Genomic DNA, 20,856 nt, shown 5'->3' with positions numbered 1-20,856 from the left:
TCATTTAATCAGAAAAAAGAGTGGAATAAAATACTGCTCATCCCACTCTTTTTAGATCACGCTTTGATTCTATGGCGCATCCGCCAATGTCCAGTCGATCGTAGAGGTATGTTTACCAAGTGTTGCCATTGCTGCTGGCACTTCTAGTGTCACGCCTGTGTTTTCAGCATCTGGCCAAGTGAATGTCCATGTTCCAGCACCTGCTCCTGCTGCAGCCGTTGCAAATGGTGTCGCAGTTGCAGCTCCGCTCATTAATTTGACTGTATTAACTGGTGTTGGTGCATCTGCATCACTATTTGTGCCTGCTTGTGTATTTTTAAAATTCAAGCTGGCATTCGGTAAAGAAGCCGCAGCGGAACTGTTTTTAAAACCATTTAATTTTCCACTAAGTTTCCAGCCGACATTCGTTCCACGGGCATCAGAAACAACTACATTAATCGTATCAGGATTTGTCGGAATATAAGAAGCATCATTTACCGAGATCGTTTGTGACGCATAGCTGATTGTAGAAACAGCTTCTAAAGTCAAAGCCCCTGGTGTAAACGTAACATCCAAATCAGTTGCTTTATTAATATCAGCAGCTGATGCAGATTGACCTAAAAATAATGTACCAAAAACAATCGATAAGAGTAACATTTTGGAACCAGTAGTAACGAACGTTGTATTTTTCATTTTCTACACCCTTTCTTTATTAAAAAATCCTATTTTATTTGGCACCGACAGAAACAATGGTTCTACCACTTGCCGCTGACTCAGTACCAAGTGTTGCCGCTGTATTAAAGGTAATCGACGTACCAGCTGCTAATTGACGACCAGAAATATCTAGTGAAAATGTTCCGTCAGCATTAACTGGCGTTTCTTCATAAACATTTCCAGGGAACCTCACTCTCACTTTAAATTGAGTCCCTTCTGGAGGATTAACAATTTTAACAGTCCCTTTGATTGCTGTATCGCCAACAAAAATTGGTGCTACAACTGGTGTAGGTACAACATAACCTTCTAAAGATGGGATCTTACCGACAGCAAAAACCACGCTATCACTTTCTTTTCCTTTTAAAGATTGAGCATGTTCTGCAACAGTTACTAATCTCAGTGGATTACCTTCTTTCAAGTTTTTATCTGCTACAGGAATCGAAAAAGTTCCATCAGTTTCAATCGCTACTTTTCTCACAGAACCATCAGAAAATTGGACTTGCATAAATAATTTAGTCCCTGCTGGAACATTTGTTAACGCAATTGAACCTGTGATCACTTTACTTCCTTCATTAACAGTTTTGAATTGCGGTTTTGGAACTTGGTAGTTTTTAAACGGATCCACGATGACTTGTTTGATTTCTGGTTCACTGACATTTGTTCGTTTACCATCACTCGCTTCAACAGTTACTTTCAATAAGTCGTTCCCTTGAGGTTGATACTTACCAAATGGAATCGTAAAGCTGCCATCTTCATTGATTGAAGCAGTTAAATTAGTGCCATCAGGTAATGCCACTTTCACAGTAAAATTCACACCATTAGGTATAGGCTGACTTAGATCAACACTCCCACTAAGACTAAGTGCACCTTCTAAAACATCACCAATCACTGGTTTTGTAACCACATAATGTATAAACGGATCAGCTAAGACCTGTTTGATTTCCGGTTCACTGACTTTTGTTTGTTTTCCATTACTTGCTTCGATCACTACTTTTAATTGATCATTACTTTGTGGTTGATAGCTACTAAATGGAATCGTAAAATTACCATCACTATTTACTGTACCAGTCAGATTAGTTCCATCTGGCAACTCGACTTTCGCCTTAAAAACCACGCCTTCTGGTACTGGTTGAATGATTGATGCATTTCCTTTGAGACTTGTCATACCTTCTATAACATCCTCAACAACTGGTTTTGCAATTGGGTATTTCACAAATGGATCCGCTATTACTTGTTTAATTTCTGGTTCACTAGTTTTGCTATATTGACCTACACTCGCTTCAATTACAATTTTCAGCTGATCATTTCCTTGAGGCGCGTAGTCATCAAATGGAATTGCAAATGTTCCATCTTCATTCACCGTTCCAGATAAAATCGTTCCATTAGGCAATTCAAGTTTCGCTTTAAAACTCACACCTTCTGGAACTGGCTGTGTAATCGCTACACTTCCATTCAGACTCGTTACACCTTCTAAAATATCTTCTACAACTGGTTTTGCAACTGGGTAATCAGCTAACGGATCTTCCTCCACCTTATCAAAATAAAGATTAATGGCATCACCATTTGCATGAATCGTATTCAGTAATTCTAAATCAATAACTGGTTTATTCACTGCCATTGCAGTAACTTTCGCTTTTTCAGCCGTTACATCAGATACTTTAGTAGAAAAATCGAAAACAACATCTCCAAGTACATTCGCTTGTAACGCCTGTGTTAATACATCAGATGTACCATTAGCTATTTTCCCTACAAGATCAAGTAACCCATTAACAGCTGGTTTTAGTAAATTCAGTACGGGATTTAATATTGCCAAAAGTCCAGTAAATTTTAATCCGTCTACTGCTTCTTTTAATGGATTAAATAAATTAGCATACGTTGAACGAACATATTGTCCTAACCCATCCGTAAAATCGACCATGACATATTTTCCATCTGGTGATAATTTCCCTTCAACTGAAGCATGGTAGCTGCCTAAATCTTGAAGAGTATTAAGCCCTTCAAATGCTTTTTCCAATGAATCTAATTGTAAGCCTAAAGGTTTTGCCAACCCAAGTAACTTAGTCACTAAACCGCCTACATTTAAAATTAAATCCTTGACCACAGGAACATCCCCAGGAACGATAGGAAGAAGTTTGGCATTCGCATTGATTACAATTGGTCCATCGATCTTACCACGTAATTCTTCTGGAATCGCAAAAACAATAACCTTTGGTGATACTAAACCAACATCAGCAACAGCTGTTCCCTTAAACGAAAGGTCTAAATCATATGTAGAATCTTCATTTTTTTCCAACTTGACACCATCATTGATGATTGTTCCATTGTTGGAAGATAATTGTGTTCCTTTTAAAATACTGACATCTGCTAAATCTGCCGCATTTGCCGACTCAGCAGCACTCACTTTATACTCACCATTGTCCCTAAAAAATAATAGTGAACTCGGAATGACTGCAGCAGATAGTAATGCTGTAGTCCCCACTAACGTAATTATAGAACGAAAACGCTTTTTCATAATTGCCTCCTTTTGTTTATAGATAAATATGTAATACATGATTGCATTGTAAAGAATACTATCTATATAATTTTATTTCAAATAATTAGATTGTAATTATTGTTTAAAAAGATATTTAAATGGTTAAAATCACATGACGTTTTTATTTACTAAAAACCTCTCGTAAAATACTTGTTTTTTATTTCCAAAATCAAGAATCATTCTAGTGTTTTTCATTTAGAAATTACTGTAATTTTTCAAATAATCAACAGAGAAACAACAAATCTAACTTTATTTTTAGAAAAGAAATATCGCCTTTTAAGCAAATAAAATAACGATGACTTTTTTAAATAAAAATATCTTTATTTTAATTTATTCATAAAAAAACAAAATACCCTACTTAGCTTGAATATCCCTTCCTATGTTAGAATAAGGATACAGTAGCTTACTAAAAAAGGAGGTCACAATATGGACTATCAAGAAGTACTTACATTCTGGTTTGAGGAATGTGAACCTAGTCAGTGGTTCAAAAAAGATTTTACTTTTGATGCTCTTATTAAAGAAAGATTTTCAACGATCCATGCCCAAGTAGCCCAAGGAGAAAAATCAATTTGGCGGAAAACCATCGAAGGACGTTTAGCTGAAATTATTGTATTAGATCAATTTTCTCGAAACCTATTTAGAGATGATCCACAATCTTTTGCGTATGATGGCATGGCTTTGGTGTTAACACAAGAAGCGATGGCTACAGGAGAATTGGACCGATTAACCACTCAGCAACGGGCATTTTTATTTATGCCATTGATGCATTCCGAATCTTTAGTTATTCATGAAGAAGCCTTAAAACGCTTTACTGAAAAAGGAATGGAGCACAACCTTGAGTTTGAAAACAAACACCGCGATATTTTGGTTCGTTTTGGCCGCTATCCACATCGCAATGAGATATTGGGTAGATCCTCAACTGAAGAAGAAATTACCTTTTTAAAAGAACCTGGATCTTCATTTTAATAATAAAAAAACGAGCCTGAAAGAAAACTAAAAATCAGTTTTGTTTCAGGCTATAAATACGAATAAATGATGGGAGCAGAAGCAACTACTACGCTTCGATCACTCCAAATTCTAAGTGATAAAGCACTAAATTTTGAAGACTTCGGAAATAAGCTGAATTTAACAAAAAGTTGAAGAACAATTTTAAAGTTATTTTATTCATCGAACAACTAACTGTACACAAAATAAATCGAGCTAAAAATATCAAACGTAATCTTACTAATTGATAATCATTCATCTTACATATAAAAATAAATACTTCATAAAGCAATCCTCACTCTTAAATACAGTCAATTCAGTAAATTTATTCTTGCTATTCTTTTATTGTTATTAAAAAAACTCAATAAAGAAATTGCACCAATCCGTGCCAAAAAACGCTTGACTATACTATAAATAAAACATATTATTTAAAAGAAATTCAAATATTATGCATAGAAAGAAGATAAAATTTTGAGAAATATATTTAAAAATAAGCCGTTACTAACCATTGTAAGTATTTTATTAATCAGTACATTTACACTCTTTAGTTTAAAATCTGCTGCGGATAAAATCGTATTATGGGGCGGTGAAGAAAACGTTGAAAAAATCAATAACAACCTAGACCAATTAGATACTATGCTAAGTTCAAAAGAAAAAAAGATTACTGATCTAGAAACTCAGCTTAGCCAAAGAAGTAGTCAAGTGACACAAACTGAAGCTGAGTTAACAAATCTAAGAACTCAAGTAACTAATTTAACCAACGATAAGAACCAAACCCAAGGAACGATCACATCTTTACAATCACAGTTAACAAGTAAAAATGGAGAGATCCAACAAAAAATCGCTGAACTACAGCAAAAAGATAGCCAAATTCAGCAAAAAATAGAAGAAGGAAAACAAAAAGAAGCCGCTAAGCAAGTAGAAGTTGATACAAAAAACAAAGAGATCGTGACGTTAAACCAAAAAATCAGTGATATAACGAATGAAAAAAATACACTTCAAGCCCAATACAACGATTCTCAGCGCAAACTAGTCGACGCAACAAATCAAATTAGCAGTCTACAAGACTACGTTAAAAAACTAGAAAAAGCAAAAGATGATGCTGCTTCCGTCACTGCTAAATCGGATAAAATCATCAACCAACACAAATAATTCATAAAAAATAGAGCCTGACAAAAACTAAAAATCAGTTTTATCAGGGCTCTATTTTAATAAAATTATCTAACTAATTCTTTCTCAAAAAAAGCTGACACACTATCCATCATTTCTCCTTTGACTAAGTGTCCTTCACCCTCGCCTGTCATAAACTGGCTATTCTCAGCATAAGGCTCACCCTCAATCATTTGATAAAAATCAGCCATATCTTCATAAGGAATTTTAGGGTCTTGCGTTCCATGCCAAAATAAAACCGGACGCTGCGCTAACTTTTCAGGGACTTTAGAAAGATCATAATTTTCTACCCAGCTAAGTAATAAAGGTAAATCATTCGGCACGAAAAAGTCCATTTCAGCCGACCGTTCCATCACTCGTTCGATGTATCGTAACGGTTTTGGCGTTCCCATCATACAAGCCGCAACTTTAATTTCTGGATGCTGGGTCAATAAAGCACATGTCGTGATTCCACCCATTGATACACCACCAACGCCAATCTTTCCATCCTCGATCAACTCTTGTTTCTCAAAATGACGCACTAACTGTGCAAACTCGATAACATTGTATTGAATACTCGACCAAAAGGTCACTGAAGGAATCGGTGAGATTGGTCCTGTTTTTCGCTCACCATGATTCATCGCATCAGGCAAAATCACCCGCATCCCTTTTTTCGCTAATTTTCTAGCTTGAGTCAATGATAATTCCTTCGCTGATTGCCAGCCATGATAATAAATGACTAATGGTAAAGCTTTACTTTTATTCTCTTCTGAAACAACTTCCAAGACTGGAATTTTTTTGATATATCTGTGTCGAATACTGATTTTCATATCATTCTCTCCTTAAAAAGGTTCCTTATTCACTAATTATACACCTTATACATAATGATACTACTATCTTTTCACTTACAGTCATTTCTCAAATAATCCAGAGATATTCTTAATATCCGCCTATTATGACTTTCCTTAACAAAAAAACTTACTCATTAAACAAATCAAACTTTGATGATTAGAAAAAGCTATTTATATTTCAACCTTCTTCTTCTCCTCTTTATGACAACTCTTAATCGCAGCAGAGTAAGAATAACAATGATCACACCTAAAGTCCGAATGAAAATTCTCGTGAGCAGTGCAAGAAATCCCTCTTCATTTTTAGTTACTTTGTACGTATTTTTTATCGTATTTAATGCATCCTTTGTAATGTTATAGCTTGTTTTTCCTTCTTTCAAAATATCACAAGCATCCGCATAGTTTCCAAATCCATCACTAGCCCTAAGATACATCTTTCCTTCAATAGCTGTTCGATTTAGATCAATAGTAAATGCACCATTTTGATCAGCTGTGACCTCTTGGTAATGGTATTCATCATTATCAGTATAAAAAAGCTCGATTTGATATGTATTTTTTGATGCTGGCATTTTGATTTCACCAGAAACCTGATTATTTTTTTTATCAAAATTGACCTCTGAAAAAAAGATTGTCGGCTGATTACTACTAACTAAATATGGGACATTTTTGTAATGATAAATAACGCCCTCTTCTGAAGTAAAACATAAATCCGTTGAATAGATACCTATCTTATCTGTTCTCACAGGATTATTTTCATAATACATATCTCGAATCTTGATTTTATCCCGATAATAAATCGTTTCAATAAAGCCGCTATAAACAGTTGTCGGACCATTCAAAACAAAATGTGAAAAACTTTGATATGGACTGTTAGCAAAAGGAAATACTAAATAAATTTCGCCCTTCTTCTTCTCGCTATCTGTTGTTTTTCCATTTAAAATCTGTTTACGAGAATACCGACTTGTTAAATCAGTAGAAGAATCAAAACTTGATTCTGTAGAAGACTCCCCAACTTCCTCCCCATTACAGATACTAGGTAAAAATAAGATGAATAAACTAATAACCAACATAATCTTTTTCATGAAAAACTCCTTCAACAATCTTGTGAAGAATCAATAACAAAATAATACCTAACAGATATTTTAATGAAATGTTCTCTAATACTGGATGTTTAAAATAACTAAAGTTACTCTCTATAAATTATAAAGAAAACCTCGCATAAAGCCAAGTTTATTTTTAAATTTTCTCTTCACAAAAAAAAACGCTAAACTCTTATTCAATAAAAGTCTAGCGCTATGATTCAAAAGCTTATTTTGTTTCACGGTGTAAAGTAACTTTTCTTTCACGTGGGCAATATTTTTGCTTTTCCAAACGATCAGGATTGTTACGTTTATTTTTGCTTGTTAGGTAGTTACGTTCTTTACAAGAAGTACATTCTAAAGTAATGTTTACGCGCATGTGTTTTCCCTCCTATATCTAATTTCGAATTTCTAAGATATTTCTTAGCCTCAAATATCATATCATGTTTGTTCATGAATTTCTACCCTTTTTACGAAATTTGTAAAGGAAAACTACTTTACAAATCTTATTGTTGCTTATAATCAGCATAAGCATTGACAATCGCTGTAACCATTGATTGGTTTGGTCTTGTGCTTTCACTCGTTAAATGAGGTAAAACAACACTCACCGCAATTTCTGGATCTTCTACTGGTGCATACGCAACAACGTTACTATTAACCGTAACATTATTTCCTACATTGGTCTCAGCAGTACCCGTTTTGGCAGCAATATCAAGCTTAGCGCCTTGCATATAACGACCAGTGGTAAATATTCCATTTCCATGTACAACGTCATAAAAACCTTGTTGAATGATTTTCATTTGCTCTGATGAAATATCGACTTTGTTTAGTTCTTTAGGCTTTATTTCTTCCTTTAGATCACCGATCGTCCCATCTGATTTATTATCATAGATTCCTTCAACCAAACGCGGTGCAACACGAGTTCCACCGTTTGCTACAGTTGAAACATATTGGGCTAACTGCATTGCTGTGTAGGTGTCATACTGACCAAAAGATAAATCAAGTAAGTGTCCTGGCATAGGTGCATATTTAGGATCATCGAACGCTGTATTAGATATACCTGTCGTCTCTCCTGGTAAATCAATGCCAGTAGATACGCCCATTCCGTATTCACCGAATGTCTTACGTAAAACATCAAACAATGTTGAATCGCCAGTTTGATACGGTAATATCATATTGTATTGATAGTCTGTTTTCATCATTTTCAAAACTAATTTCATCATATACGCATTTGATGAATATTCTAACGCTTGTTCTGCGTTAAGTGGAATTTGATTACCAAGAACCTTGTTAAACACAGAAGATTTCTGCTCACTTCCATAGATTTGTAGCGGCTCGTCAATCAATACATCATTTCCTGAAATCACGCCTTGCTCGTACCCTGCTGAAATAGTTGCTCCTTTTACTACTGATCCTGGCTCGAAAGCTTTATTGATCGTAGCTAGTGGATTAGACGTCAGCTCATTAGTCGCCTTATCACGATCCAACGCCACCATTGCCATAACAGCGCCTGTTTTAGGATTCATTACAACAACATATGCGCCATCAGAATGAGCTGCATTTCCTGTAGCCAATAGTTGTTGATACTGCTCTTTAACAACCTCTTCGATTTTATTTTGAAAATCCAAATCGATCGTCATTTTTAAGTTTTCACCTTTTTTACCTTCTGAAATTGGTGTCTGTGTAACAATTTTTCCATTACTGTCTAGAGTGACTTCTGATTCTGATTTACGTCCTTGCAGAATGTCCTCGTATTGTTTTTCCAAATAGCTAGTCCCAACACGATCATTTGGCTCGTAGCCTTTTGCTAAATACTCATCTGCTTCTTCTGCTGGCAAACCTGCTTTTTCAGAAGATACTTGTCCTAAAATACTTTTCAATTCATTCCCACGAGGATAATCACGATCCCAATCCATTCCAGTTGACACTCCAGCGATTTCTGAAGTATTCTCACCAATTATCGCAATTTCATCTTGGGTCACACCTTCATTTTTGATAAAAGCCGTGTTCAATTCTTGTACGGCATTCATCCGCTTAAAGATCGTTGCAGCTTTTAGCGTATGCTCGTCAAAATTGATTTCTTCTGGCGTTACTTTATCCACTGTTAGTACATACAAGGTTCCTTGATCTGTGATCTTATTACCTTTTTCATCTAACTGATCTTTATCTGTTAAACGCTTTTGAGCTGCTTTTAAATTTTCAGGATCTGCTAACCAATAATCTTTTTTGTCTCGCTCTGTTAATTCATCTGCAGGTACATCAATCAGCTCATTTACTTTACGTGCAATCGGTAAAAGATCTTTTGTTTGAACCTTTTTCCCACGTGTATACGTAATAGCTAAATTCGCCTTATTTCCAACTAATAGATTTCCTTTAGCATCATAAATTTGTCCCCTTGGTGCACTGCTTTTGATTTTCAACGTCGAGTTCGCATCAGCTTTTTGCGCATACTGCTGTCCTTCAGCAATTTGTAAATAACCCAATCGAACGATCAACGCTACAAACAAGCCAAAAATCACAAAGAACAATAAATTTAACCGAAACGGTATATGGGATTTTTTATTCTTATGCGTGATTGGTTCTTCATTATCTTTTTTTAATTTATCTAGAAAACTCATTCTTTTCATTTATCCTAGTCCTTCCATATGAGAAAAGTCTTGCCCCTCTATTGTAACGAAAAAATGCAAAAAAAAATAGAGGGAATCCTCGTACTAAGAAAATATTTAATTTTTAATGAATAAAAATGGACAAAGCGAGATTGCCTTGTCCATTTCTTTAATTATCTTCTGCTATAATTTGCTACATCAGCAACCATACTATCTACAAAGATATTTAAATCGATGACTTCTGTTTCTTTGCTGCCATAACGACGGATATTAACAGTTGCGTCATCCATCTCTTTATCACCGACAACGATTTGATATGGAATTTTTTGTGTTTGAGATGCGCGGATCTTATAACCCATTTTTTCATTACGATCATCTACTTCGATACGTAATCCTTGCTCTTGTAGACGTTTTTTCACTTCATATGCATAATCTGAATGTGCATCAACAGATACAGGAATAATAGTTGCTTGAATTGGTGCCAACCAAGTCGGGAAAGCGCCTTTGTAAACTTCAGTCAAGTAAGCAACAAAACGTTCCATTGTTGACACAATACCACGATGGATAACGACTGGGCGATGATTGTTTTCGCCGTCTTCTCCTACATAAGTCAGATCAAAACGTTCTGGTAATAGGAAATCTAATTGAATTGTTGATAACGTTTCTTCCATTCCTAAAGCAGTTTTCACTTGAACATCTAGCTTCGGACCATAAAAAGCCGCTTCGCCTTCAGCTTCAAAGTATTCCAATTCCATTTCGTCCATTGCAGCTTTCAACATTTCTTGAGCTTTTTCCCACATTGCATCATCGTCAAAATACTTATCTGTATTATTTGGATCACGATAGCTTAAGCGGAAACGATAGTCTGTTATATCAAAATCAGCATATACTGCAACCATTAGTTCTAATGTACGTTTAAATTCTTCTTTAATTTGATCAGGACGAACAAATGTATGCCCATCATTTAATGTCATTTCACGTACACGCTGCAATCCAGATAACGCACCTGATTTTTCATAACGATGCATCATTCCAAGTTCTGCAATCCTAATCGGTAATTCACGGTAACTATGGATATCATTTTTATAAACCATCATATGATGAGGACAGTTCATTGGACGCAGAACGAGCATTTCGCCATCTCCCATATCCATTGGAGGGAACATGTCTTCATGATAGTGATCCCAATGACCAGAAGTTTTATATAAATTAACATCTGCCATGATTGGTGTGTAAACATGTTGATAACCTAAACTAATTTCTTTATCTGTAATATAACGTTCAACGGTTCTTCTAATTGTTGCTCCTTTTGGCAACCAGAAAGGTAAACCCGAACCAACTTCTTGAGAAATCATAAATAAATCTAGTTCTTTCCCTAATTTACGATGGTCACGCTCTTTGGCTTCTTCACGCATTTTGATAAATTCTTTTAAATCTTTTTTATCGAAGAAAGCTGTACCATAAATACGTTGCATCATTTGGTTGTCAGAATTTCCTCTCCAATAAGCCCCAGCTACTGATAATAATTGGAACACTTGGATACGTCCAGTTGAAGGTACATGGACGCCACGACATAAATCAACGAAATCTCCTTGATCGTAAACAGTGATAACTTCATCTTCTGGAAGCTCTGAAATCAATTCAACTTTGTATGGATCGTCTGCAAATAATTCTAGCGCTTCACTCTTAGAAACAACTTTACGGACGATTGGATTGTTTTCTTTTACGATTTTCATCATTTCAGCTTCAATTGCTGGTAAATCTTCTGCTGTTACTGGGTTTTCACCGTTATCTGTATCGTAGTAAAAACCAGAATCAATGGCTGGACCAACACCAAATTTGATTTTTGGGAATAAACGACGTAAGGCATTAGCCATTAAGTGAGCGGACGAATGACGTAAAATACCTAGTGCATCCTCATGATCTGGTGTTACGATTTCGATTTTTCCATCTTCTTCGATTGGGCGAGTTAAATCTATTAATGTGCCATTGAATTTCCCTGCTAAGGCTTTTTTAGCTAAACTGTTACTAATACTTTTAGCGATGTCTAACGTTGACGAACCAGCCTCAAATTCTTTGACTGCGCCATCTGGAAAAGTAATTTTGATTGACATTTTTGTTTCCTCCTTTAGTAAATTATGATTGAAGAGATCGCTTTGTTTGAGTCGGCTTTTTAATTTTACAAAAAACAAAAAGTCCTAGCACCTGATAGTAATATCAGATACTAGGACGAATATTTCGTGGTTCCACCTATTTTTAAACACAGCAAACAGCCATGTTCCTCAAGCGTGTTAACGGTACGGCCGCCTCTGTTTCGACAAAGGTTGGAAAAAGTGGTCATTCCTTGTGCGGGTCTGGAAAATTTTCAGCCAAGATTTTCCTCTCTAAAAGACTGCTTGCAAGTTCAGTTGTCTTTCTCATCAATCATTTATGTGTTAATTTAAACACTTCTTTAAATAAAAAGCAAGCATTTCTTAAAAATGATTACTTTTTCCATTGCCCGCCTTGTGCATAACGATCTTTTTTCATTTCATTTACGATCACATGGATGTTTTCTTGCGGCGCTCCTGTATTTTTAGATACAACTTCTGTGATTTCTTTAACCATGTTTGTTAATTGTTCTTCACTTCGTCCTTCGATTAATTCTACGTGAATAAACGGCATAAGCTTTCCCTCTTTTCATTTTTTCAATTCACCATTATTTTACCACCAATTACGTATTAAAGAACATTTTATTCTTTAGCATTCAAAATAAACATTGATGCATCTTGATTCATAAATACTTTTTCTCCATAATAAAAAGTTCTATTAATTACCTTTCCGCATTTTTAATCTAAAAAAAGAAGCCCAAATGGACTTCTTTTAATTATTTTTAAACTGGTTCCCCATAATCAACAGGTTTATCAAATTCTCCGGGTGCACTGTCATAGATATGTCCATAAACAATTACCGGCATTCCTGCATATGCTCCATTAAAGATTTGAGCAACTGCGGCTCCTGGTGTATTGATACAGCCATTGCTTCCGAAGTTTGTTTTATAAGCTTCTTTGTTCCCGAAGTATTCTGCTTTATAATCTGCATCGTGAATACCAATTTGTGTCACTACACCACCAAAACTCTTCAACGGCATCCAGTATTTTACTGGTACACTGTATTTTGAACCATCTAACATTTCACCTTCTAATTTTGTATCTGTATCTTTATACAAAATCGTATGGAAACCTGGAACTGTCGCTGTTCCTTTGTTATAACGACCTGTGATAACATCCGTTTCAACAACTTTTACACCATCTTTAAAGAAATACATTTTTTGATCATTTAAGTCAATTTCTACATAATCTTTATTTACGGTTGATGATTGCGTTACATCCCCATCAATTGGTACTGTTATCGCTTCGGTATCTTTATCACTATTGATTGCTTGAACAAGTAAGTCTCTCGTTTGCGGCATATTGATATCCCAACCGTAGCTACCGTTGTTTTTATACTTAGTTGTTACACCATGAACATTTTTAAAAATGATTGGTTTAAAGATTGAACCATATTTTTGATTTGTTTGTTCCACCCAAGCATAAACTTTATTCGGGTCAACATTTCCCGCTGTATCCATAAATGATTGTAATTCTTCTTTTGTCAGTGCTAGCTTCTCACCATTGATATCTAATGTGATGGCTTTATTTTCTTTTTTGGATAACACAGCTAGTTTTTCTTGCAGGCCTTTATCTTCTTTGGTCACTGCTGGCTTTTGATAAAATTCTTTTACATCATAAACATAATTGCCTTTGTTTGCTTCAACATCTTTTAATACTTGATTCATCAAGGCTTCTTTATCGACCGTTGTCCCAAGTTGCTCCGGTACGATTTGATATGTACCATCGACTTTTTCGATTTTAGCGTCTTGACTTGGTGTACCTTCTTCAAAAGTGAGTGCATTTAATTTATTTTTTAATTCTGTTTTATAGTTTTCATTGATTGGTAAGCTGATCGAATGATCTCCAATGTTTTGTTTTAAATATTCTTCTGTGATTTCATACTTTTCAGGTAATTCGATTTTTTCTTCTTTGTCATTCACTTTGATAATGACAGATTCTGCTTTATTCAGCTCTTCCAGTTTCTTTTTCGCATCTTTAGCGTTTAATAAACTGATATCAACGCCGTTTGCTTTCGCTGTGATAAAGAAGTGTGATTGAAAATAGACAAGCCCGCCAGTAAATACTAGTGCTAAACAAATCAGCAAACCAACTACTGGGACTAGCCATTTCTTCTTTTTCTTATTTGGGTGATTATTATTTTGGGGTGCCCTTGCATTTTTTGCCGAGCGGCTAACTGATTCTTCATTTTCCATTGCGCTATCTTCCTTTTTTATGATTTATATGTTTACTTTGATTTAATGCTTTTCCCTGTCTTAGAAATAAAATAAAGAGGATGGAACAAAAGTTACTTCTGATTCCACCACTTACCTAGATTACATGTGACTGAGACATGATTGTCTGAATATTCTTCTATTCATTCTTATCGGTAACTTTAATTTAAAGCTAGTTTAGTTAACTTTCCCTCAATCTTCAATTAATTTGCTTACGTATGAGAAAAAATTCATGTTTTTTATGTATAAATGCTAGTTTTTAACTTTTTCTACTTAACAGGAAACAACAGCCATCAAAATTTGATACAGTGCACTTACCATTCTACCACACATCATGGTGAGGAAAAAAGACTATTTGCCAATATCTTTGACAAAATTCTAATTTATTTACAATAAACTTTAAACTCTAGATTGAAGTTCATCCTTTATATCTAAAAGATGTATTTTTTTAATGAGCAACGCTGAAATCTGTCGCATATTTCATGACTTTTTCCGCTGTTTTTTGATCGTAAACTAAGTTATTCTTTTCCGAAAATAGCTGAGCATAATGATCAAACTGCTTTTGTAATGAGAGCAATGCTGACCAAGCTGCAGAAATACTTGAGACATCCATTGTTTTTAAGATAGCTTCATATTGTTCTTTTACCAAGTAATTAGATAAATACTTGTAGTTTTTCCCCACACTAAAATGATAGCCTTGCTCTGACCCGACATGCCAAGAAAGTAATCGTAATAATTCTTTTTGACAATTTTCGTTTAAATGATCTGCTGCATAAAACAATTCATTGCGGCACAAGCCTTTGGCAACATATGTACTGACCCACCAAAATTCATTACAGCAATCCGAAAATTCTGCCTGGTTAGGACGTTTGACCCAATAATCTTGATCAGTCGCTTCTGTTAACTTCGGTAATATTTGTACTTTATCCAATAAAATTTCCGCTAAACGATCCCCTTCATTCCAATTATCCGCTTGCTCTTTTGGACAAAGAGTCAAATCTATCCGATTGCCATCTTCAAACAACATTAAATAAGTAAATTTCCCATTTCTTTCTGGTGGAAACAAGACCATATTTTCTGGAGTCTGCATTATTAATCTCGGTCCAAATCTATCGATCCATGACGAGTCTTGAACTAATACTTCTACTGATTCAACAATATAAACGATATCATAATCTTGAAATAAGTCTTTGGGCGCATTTTTATTAGTTCGTGAACCGGTTATACCCACAGCCAGAACATTAGAGTCATTTTTGGCTACTTCTAAAATCAATTGGAACATTTCTTCTTCTGTTCTCATAAGTTCCTCCATTTTTCTCGTTTACATAAAGTATAAGACAAGTCAGATGATTATGTTATACTTTCCCTTAAAAACGTTAAAAAACTTTAAAAAAAGTAACTACACACACTATTCCGCTTTTTTATCTATTACACTAGATAAGAAAGGTTGTGGTGTTATGAAATGGGTGAAACGAATTATGTTGATTATTATAAGTTTAGGCATTATGTATACTGGGCTGATATTTTTCTTGATTTTAAGCGGAACAAAAGACCAAGCGACAACAACGCCTGATACTGTGCTTATTTTAGGTGCGCAGGTAAAAGGTTCTTCAAAAGAAAATGCCTATCCAAGTACTGTTTTAAAAGAACGATTGGACGCGGCTATTCCTTATTTAAAAGAGCATCCTAATGCAACAGCTATCGTTTGCGGTGGACAGGGTTCTGATGAACCTGATAGTGAAGCCAATGTAATGGCTGAATATTTAAGAGTACACGGGATTTCGCAAAAGCAGATATTAACTGAAGATACCTCCACACGTACCAAAGAAAATATTCAAAATGCACAAAAGAAACAAACACTAGGCAATACCGTTATTGTTACTAGTGATTTCCATATGTACCGCTCTAAATTACTAGCCAAACGTTTAGGAATTTCTGAAATAAGCGGACTTCCTTCGGTTTCTAAATCTTCTGCTAAATTTAAAACATATGTTAGAGAAATCTGTGCGCTAGGCTACGGACTGCTTTTTGATCATTAATTTTGAAAATTTATTTATTAAATCCTAATTGTTAGATAACTTCATTCAGTTTGTTTTCCAAGTACTGTTCCTCTTCTTTTGGAAATGCTTCTGAGAAAAAAAGGACCCGTCCTTTGGGGAAGGACGGGAAAGGAGTTAAAAATGAAAAAGTGTTTTGTTAGGGTTGTTGTTGGTATATTTATATAATACTAGGCAACTATGAAGAAAATGTGATGTTTTTTCTTATTTTTATTAAATAAAAAATGAAAAAATTTTCTACGGTAATAACCTGTAGCATCAAACTATAAAGCCTCTTATTTCTCAGGTTTATCTAGGTTCTTTTTTAGTTCCTCATATTTTTCCTGCTGTATTTTTTGTTCATTTTTTATTTTTTGATTAAAATAGTAAATAATCCCTAAAATCACCGCTAGAACTCCTGCACCTATTCCGACAACAACAATCCATGGAAACTGATCTTTTTGATTTGGAGGTAAATTGATCGCCGTGGCATTATATTTTTTAGCTTCTTTTTCCTTTATTTCAAATGTTCTCTCCCATGTCCAATCTTTATACCCATCATTTGCTTTGATTTTAACCGTATAATTTCCTGCGACAAAAGGCTGCTCCTTCAAATCGATTTTGTAATTAAAATTTGTATTTGGCGCCATAGTTAAGGATTCTTGATGATTTTCATAGCGAGGTTTTGTCTCATCTTCATAGTAAAGTTTGGCATCCACTTGTAATTTTTTAATCATTGCGGCTTTTTTATCTTGAATGTTCATAGTAACTGCATTATTGCCATTTATTTGTGTCGCTTTAACTTCATTTAACGCTAATTCTGGTCTAACATCTTTATCTGTCTCGCTCAACAAAACACCTACAACATAAGAAAACCGATTTCCCACTGCTAAAGCACCTTGGCTCTTTGTTTCTTTCTCTTGTTTTTGTTCGAAATATAGACCGCCTAAAACATACCCGTCAAAAGGATTTTTAGGAATATTTATCACGCATTCAACTATTTTAGTTGAATTTTTTGGTAGAGTAATTTCTTTGGGGATTGTTGCGATCTCACTAAATGTAAAATCTGCAGACGAATCCTTTTTTGTATCGTTATAAGAATAATCAACAACTCCATTATCATTTGTGATCGCTGAATTTGCTGAAGCATAAACAGTAATATCCTCGTCTGTATCATTTGTTAGCTCTACGCTAAGTGTCTGAGTCTCGCCTGGCACCACTCTTAAATCAAAATAACTGATTTCCTTACTGCGTTGGTTCTCGGGTAAAATTGCTTTAACACTAAAATCGATCTCACTCGCATGACCGATTGATCCGGTAGTGAATGAGAACAATAAAAAAATAATAGCAAATAAAAATGCCGATAACTTCTTATTCATAGTTAAAACTCCTTTATAACTCCTTATAATTATACTGAAAAGAACGCTATTCATATAAACAGGTTCTTTTCAGTATATTAACTATATAATCACGTTTCTCAAATCCTAAAATCAAGATAACTTACCTCTTAGAGTGGACTATCATTTAATGTCCAAGTCAGTGTCGTCTTATATTGATCATTTGCAACTTTTGTTGTTGTGTTAGGCACGGTCAATTTAACCCCCTGTGCAGCTCCGGCTCCTGATCCAAAGGCAAGTGTCCAAGTTCCCATCCCTGTAGAAAGTGCTGCCGTTGCAACTGGAGAAGAAGCTGCACCTGTGGGATCTAGTGTGACAGGTACAGTCACTGGTGCAAGCGCAATCAATTCAGTAGAGTTTGGTGTCGCAGCAACTAAACTCATTTGAGCATTTGTTAACACAGCGGGTGTACTATCCGCTGTTTGGAACTGCCCATTTTGTTTCACTGTTAACTTCCAGCCAAGGTTTAACCCACGTTTATCCGTTACTTGAGCATAGTTAGGAACACTGATCAATGTCGAAAGTGAGTTTTGAACTTGATCCAGTTGCGCATAATAGGTTGCATTTGCAGTTTGAATCACTTTAGTTCCAAAATGAAAATTAGATACATAGTCCAAACTCAATGGGCCACCTGTTCCCGGTTGATGCGGGTCACCTGGGTTAGGAGTGACGGGCGAAGTAGGATCTGTTGGATCGACAGGTGGTGTTATGGTTGTATCTTGAGAGAAACTAATATCTGCGTTTGACGTTAAAGCCCCCACATTAACTGCTTCCCCAACTGCTCCTCCAACAAAACCAAACGAAATAAGTATAGCAACAGTAGACAAAGAACCTAAGATCTTTTTCATTTTTACTTCCTTCTTTCCATTTTTATTTTAGCTTCTTATTTTTATAAGAAGCAAAAGCCAGATTATAATGGAGCGTCTGATAATATCCATTGTAGTTGTGCGGTATATGATTCATTTACATTGATATTTACACTAGGAGTAAGGTTCAAAAATACACCATTTTGCTGATTCCATGAAATAACAACATTATTATTATCCGGAGACGTGTATGCATATGCTTCTGAAGCAATGACGGTTATTGGCCTATCTTGACCATTTTTTCGATAAACAAATGCTTGATTGATAGTTTTATTTGTCGTTGTGGATTTCATCGGCTGATTTTCTCTCACAAGTAAGTGCCACTGACTCTTAGCTACACGACCGTCAGCAACAATTAAAGATGTATCCACTATACTTGGACTATATGTTGTTGTTTTGGTTGGCACAGGTATATTTTTAAACGAAATTTGTTGGGGCGATTGAACAAAACGTAATGTGCCATCTCCTACTGAGATCGAGTTTGCATTATTTTTTGGTGTAATCGCTATCCCACCACCGTCAGCTCCACCAACTATACTAGAAAAAGGCAACGATTGTCCGGTCATATTTTGAGCTACAACTCCTGTATACTGCAGTTTAAAACTCGTATTTGGCTGCGTAAAATTATTTATAGGTAGAGCATTTTGATAATACCAATACTGCATGTTTAAATTAGAATCTGTTAAAAGCTGCGTTCCTAAGACTGGTGTTTGTACACCTGTATTTGAAGTTCTGGTCAGCGTCACTGGGCTTAATTGTGTTATTCCATTTGGAACATACGCTTTTAACATCTGCTGACTCCACGTTGCTGGCTGATTGGTCAACGTTGTTGTTAGTGTATAGCGAATTGTTTGCCCTGTAACAACAGAAGGTGCCGCTTCCCAATTTCCTTGCGCATTTAATCTTTCAACCGTCTGTACAACTGAAATAGTTGGCGTTAAATAGGGAACCGTTTGGCTGTAACTTGTACTTGTCACTAAAACCAAACCAGTTCGGTTACTTAATCCTTGAACAGCTAAACTGACCGTTTCTCCACCATTAAACATTGGCAAATTTGAAAACTGAAAACTGCCATTTGCATTCAGTGGGGTGGTATATACTGCTCCTCCATTTATTTGCAGTGCTACTTGATAAGTACCTGCATTCGTTTGTACTGCTGTTCCTGAAAGTTGAGTAGCACCTGGCGTTGCTGCAATGGATGTCACTGGTTGGATTGGCCAACTCACAGCTTGTATGGCAGAAGATGGACTTTGAATGTAATTACTTGTTGTCTTTGATTGGGCAATAATAAGTGCTGAAACACTATCACCATATTGTAAAGCTGAAGCTAAAACTGTGCTGAAATTTCCAGATGTATCAACTGGTATACTGTTAATTATTATCGGTGCAGATGTTCCGTCAGAACGTGTAATGGTTAATTGAACGGTATAGGTATATGCACTATTTTGAGTTTGTTGGATCTTACCGCTCACAGTCGATTGTAAATTTAGAAGTGGGGTATTCAAAATAGGCGCTGTGACATTAGGAACCCCTGTCCCTATTGACATTGAGGGTAACGCAATAACACCTGACTGTGAAACATTACCTAAAACTAAATTTATAATATTCAATCCATCCGTTGATGAACCAAAGACCCCTTTGATAGCATAGTTTACACCATTACTTGCGGGAGGAATCGTGATGCCGTTTTGGTACAAAGCTGCCACGTCGAAACTGAAACTAACTGCCCAGCGGCTACCTAACAAACTGACAGTGTTAGTAGGAAATGTTACATAGACTGAATTGTAAGTACTACTATACGCCAAAGAAAATCCATGCGTAGTATCGTGAATATCATACGATCTACTTCCAACGAGTGCAGCTGGAAGCGTTGCTGTTCCAGTAAGTAGTGATAAAAAACTCTGTTGTTTTGCAGTACTGCCATTGATTTGATTTGCTATCTCAGCGGGTAATTGAAGCATGATTATAGGTTGTCCACCTAACGATAAATCTAAAGTCGGTGTATAAGTATATGTCATTGTGATAATTGATTGTCCAGTACTACCAGTTGCATAAGTTCCGCTAAGTGCACCTGTTCCTACAGTAACCAAACGTTCTTGGATATCATTCACCATCTCAGATTGCTCATTCACCATTTCATCTTCTGCGAAAGCTTGATATACATTGATCTGTAGAACGCTCGATATCAATCCTACAAAAAATAGAAATAACCATTTACGTTTCACACTAACGCCTCCCATCAACTAGCACTTGTTTAGTAAATCTCATTTTTAATATTGCTAAATAATAAAAAAATATAATT

16 protein-coding genes are annotated in these 20,856 nt (G+C 35.5%); 3 read left to right on the top strand and 13 right to left on the bottom strand.

Going from position 1 to position 20,856, the window contains the following annotated elements; genetic code table 11:
- Window positions 1-69: 69 nt before the first annotated feature.
- The gene (locus JZO69_RS10580; protein ID WP_207112843.1) at window positions 70-672 is read right to left on the bottom strand and encodes a WxL domain-containing protein; all 603 of its coding nucleotides are present in this window, start codon (window positions 670-672) and stop codon (window positions 70-72) included.
- A gap of 34 nt (window positions 673-706) precedes the next feature.
- Window positions 707-3,205 (bottom strand): adhesive domain-containing protein, encoded by a 2,499-nt coding sequence (locus JZO69_RS10575; protein ID WP_207112842.1) that lies wholly within the window; start codon window positions 3,203-3,205, stop codon window positions 707-709.
- Window positions 3,206-3,652: 447 nt separating this feature from the next.
- Between JZO69_RS10575 and JZO69_RS10570 the strand changes: the two genes are divergently transcribed.
- Window positions 3,653-4,192 (top strand): DUF924 family protein, encoded by a 540-nt coding sequence (locus JZO69_RS10570; RefSeq protein WP_207112841.1) that lies wholly within the window; start codon window positions 3,653-3,655, stop codon window positions 4,190-4,192.
- A 489-nt stretch (window positions 4,193-4,681) separates the two neighbouring features.
- Window positions 4,682-5,362 (top strand): hypothetical protein, encoded by a 681-nt coding sequence (locus JZO69_RS10565; RefSeq protein WP_207112840.1) that lies wholly within the window; start codon window positions 4,682-4,684, stop codon window positions 5,360-5,362.
- Window positions 5,363-5,427: 65 nt separating this feature from the next.
- Here the strand turns inward: JZO69_RS10565 and JZO69_RS10560 are convergent, their stop codons facing one another.
- From JZO69_RS10560 to JZO69_RS10525, 8 genes are all read right to left on the bottom strand, one after another.
- Entirely contained in the window at window positions 5,428-6,189 is a 762-nt protein-coding gene (locus JZO69_RS10560) for an alpha/beta fold hydrolase (RefSeq protein WP_207112839.1), read from the bottom strand.
- 188 nt (window positions 6,190-6,377) lie between these two features.
- Complete coding sequence (locus JZO69_RS10555; protein ID WP_207112838.1) at window positions 6,378-7,289, bottom strand: hypothetical protein; 912 nt, start codon at window positions 7,287-7,289, stop codon at window positions 6,378-6,380.
- Between the two features lie 226 nt (window positions 7,290-7,515).
- Window positions 7,516-7,665 (bottom strand): 50S ribosomal protein L33, encoded by a 150-nt coding sequence (gene rpmG, locus JZO69_RS10550; protein ID WP_002296119.1) that lies wholly within the window; start codon window positions 7,663-7,665, stop codon window positions 7,516-7,518.
- Between the two features lie 127 nt (window positions 7,666-7,792).
- Window positions 7,793-9,913 carry a peptidoglycan D,D-transpeptidase FtsI family protein gene (locus JZO69_RS10545; RefSeq protein WP_207112837.1) on the bottom strand — a complete coding sequence of 707 codons (2,121 nt, stop codon included), beginning with the start codon at window positions 9,911-9,913 and terminating at the stop codon, window positions 7,793-7,795.
- 152 nt (window positions 9,914-10,065) lie between these two features.
- A complete protein-coding gene (gene thrS / locus JZO69_RS10540; protein WP_207112836.1) occupies window positions 10,066-12,006 on the bottom strand; it encodes a threonine--tRNA ligase in 1,941 nt (646 codons plus the stop codon).
- 370 nt (window positions 12,007-12,376) lie between these two features.
- A complete protein-coding gene (gene thmT / locus JZO69_RS10535; protein WP_207112835.1) occupies window positions 12,377-12,556 on the bottom strand; it encodes a 2-hydroxymuconate tautomerase in 180 nt (59 codons plus the stop codon).
- A 208-nt stretch (window positions 12,557-12,764) separates the two neighbouring features.
- Window positions 12,765-14,237 (bottom strand): L,D-transpeptidase family protein, encoded by a 1,473-nt coding sequence (locus JZO69_RS10530; RefSeq protein WP_207112834.1) that lies wholly within the window; start codon window positions 14,235-14,237, stop codon window positions 12,765-12,767.
- A gap of 466 nt (window positions 14,238-14,703) precedes the next feature.
- Window positions 14,704-15,555: an aminoglycoside 6-adenylyltransferase gene (locus JZO69_RS10525; RefSeq protein WP_207112833.1), complete on the bottom strand. Its 852-nt coding sequence runs from the start codon at window positions 15,553-15,555 to the stop codon at window positions 14,704-14,706.
- A 157-nt stretch (window positions 15,556-15,712) separates the two neighbouring features.
- Here JZO69_RS10525 and JZO69_RS10520 point away from each other — a divergent pair, with 157 nt between their 5' ends.
- Entirely contained in the window at window positions 15,713-16,294 is a 582-nt protein-coding gene (locus tag JZO69_RS10520; RefSeq protein ID WP_207112832.1) for a YdcF family protein, read from the top strand.
- A 293-nt stretch (window positions 16,295-16,587) separates the two neighbouring features.
- Here JZO69_RS10520 and JZO69_RS10515 read toward each other — a convergent pair whose 3' ends face one another.
- The 3 genes from JZO69_RS10515 to JZO69_RS10505 form a co-directional block, all read right to left on the bottom strand.
- Window positions 16,588-17,670 (bottom strand): WxLIP family cell surface protein, encoded by a 1,083-nt coding sequence (locus tag JZO69_RS10515; RefSeq protein ID WP_207112831.1) that lies wholly within the window; start codon window positions 17,668-17,670, stop codon window positions 16,588-16,590.
- 128 nt (window positions 17,671-17,798) lie between these two features.
- A complete protein-coding gene (locus JZO69_RS10510) occupies window positions 17,799-18,536 on the bottom strand; it encodes a WxL domain-containing protein (protein WP_207112830.1) in 738 nt (245 codons plus the stop codon).
- A gap of 62 nt (window positions 18,537-18,598) precedes the next feature.
- Complete coding sequence (locus JZO69_RS10505; RefSeq protein WP_207112829.1) at window positions 18,599-20,779, bottom strand: hypothetical protein; 2,181 nt, start codon at window positions 20,777-20,779, stop codon at window positions 18,599-18,601.
- Window positions 20,780-20,856 lie beyond the last annotated feature (77 nt).

Source organism: Candidatus Enterococcus ikei, assembly GCF_017316105.1.
Taxonomy (GTDB): Bacteria; Bacillota; Bacilli; order Lactobacillales; family Enterococcaceae; genus Enterococcus_L; species Enterococcus_L ikei.
This window is presented reverse-complemented; position numbering and strand designations above follow the sequence as displayed.

Bases quoted from the DNA above. Each gene is read 5' to 3' on its own strand.
- thrS (WP_207112836.1), bottom strand. From the start codon at position 12,006: ATGTCAATCAAAATTACTTTTCCAGATGGCGCAGTCAAAGAATTTGAG.
- JZO69_RS10545 (WP_207112837.1), bottom strand. From the start codon at position 9,913: ATGAAAAGAATGAGTTTTCTAGATAAATTAAAAAAAGATAATGAAGAA.
- rpmG (WP_002296119.1), bottom strand. From the start codon at position 7,665: ATGCGCGTAAACATTACTTTAGAATGTACTTCTTGTAAAGAACGTAAC.
- JZO69_RS10560 (WP_207112839.1), bottom strand. From the start codon at position 6,189: ATGAAAATCAGTATTCGACACAGATATATCAAAAAAATTCCAGTCTTG.
- JZO69_RS10510 (WP_207112830.1), bottom strand. From the start codon at position 18,536: ATGAAAAAGATCTTAGGTTCTTTGTCTACTGTTGCTATACTTATTTCG.
- JZO69_RS10555 (WP_207112838.1), bottom strand. From the start codon at position 7,289: ATGAAAAAGATTATGTTGGTTATTAGTTTATTCATCTTATTTTTACCT.
- thmT (WP_207112835.1), bottom strand. From the start codon at position 12,556: ATGCCGTTTATTCACGTAGAATTAATCGAAGGACGAAGTGAAGAACAA.
- JZO69_RS10575 (WP_207112842.1), bottom strand. From the start codon at position 3,205: ATGAAAAAGCGTTTTCGTTCTATAATTACGTTAGTGGGGACTACAGCA.
- JZO69_RS10520 (WP_207112832.1), top strand. From the start codon at position 15,713: ATGAAATGGGTGAAACGAATTATGTTGATTATTATAAGTTTAGGCATT.
- JZO69_RS10525 (WP_207112833.1), bottom strand. From the start codon at position 15,555: ATGAGAACAGAAGAAGAAATGTTCCAATTGATTTTAGAAGTAGCCAAA.
- JZO69_RS10580 (WP_207112843.1), bottom strand. From the start codon at position 672: ATGAAAAATACAACGTTCGTTACTACTGGTTCCAAAATGTTACTCTTA.
- JZO69_RS10570 (WP_207112841.1), top strand. From the start codon at position 3,653: ATGGACTATCAAGAAGTACTTACATTCTGGTTTGAGGAATGTGAACCT.
- JZO69_RS10515 (WP_207112831.1), bottom strand. From the start codon at position 17,670: ATGAATAAGAAGTTATCGGCATTTTTATTTGCTATTATTTTTTTATTG.
- JZO69_RS10530 (WP_207112834.1), bottom strand. From the start codon at position 14,237: ATGGAAAATGAAGAATCAGTTAGCCGCTCGGCAAAAAATGCAAGGGCA.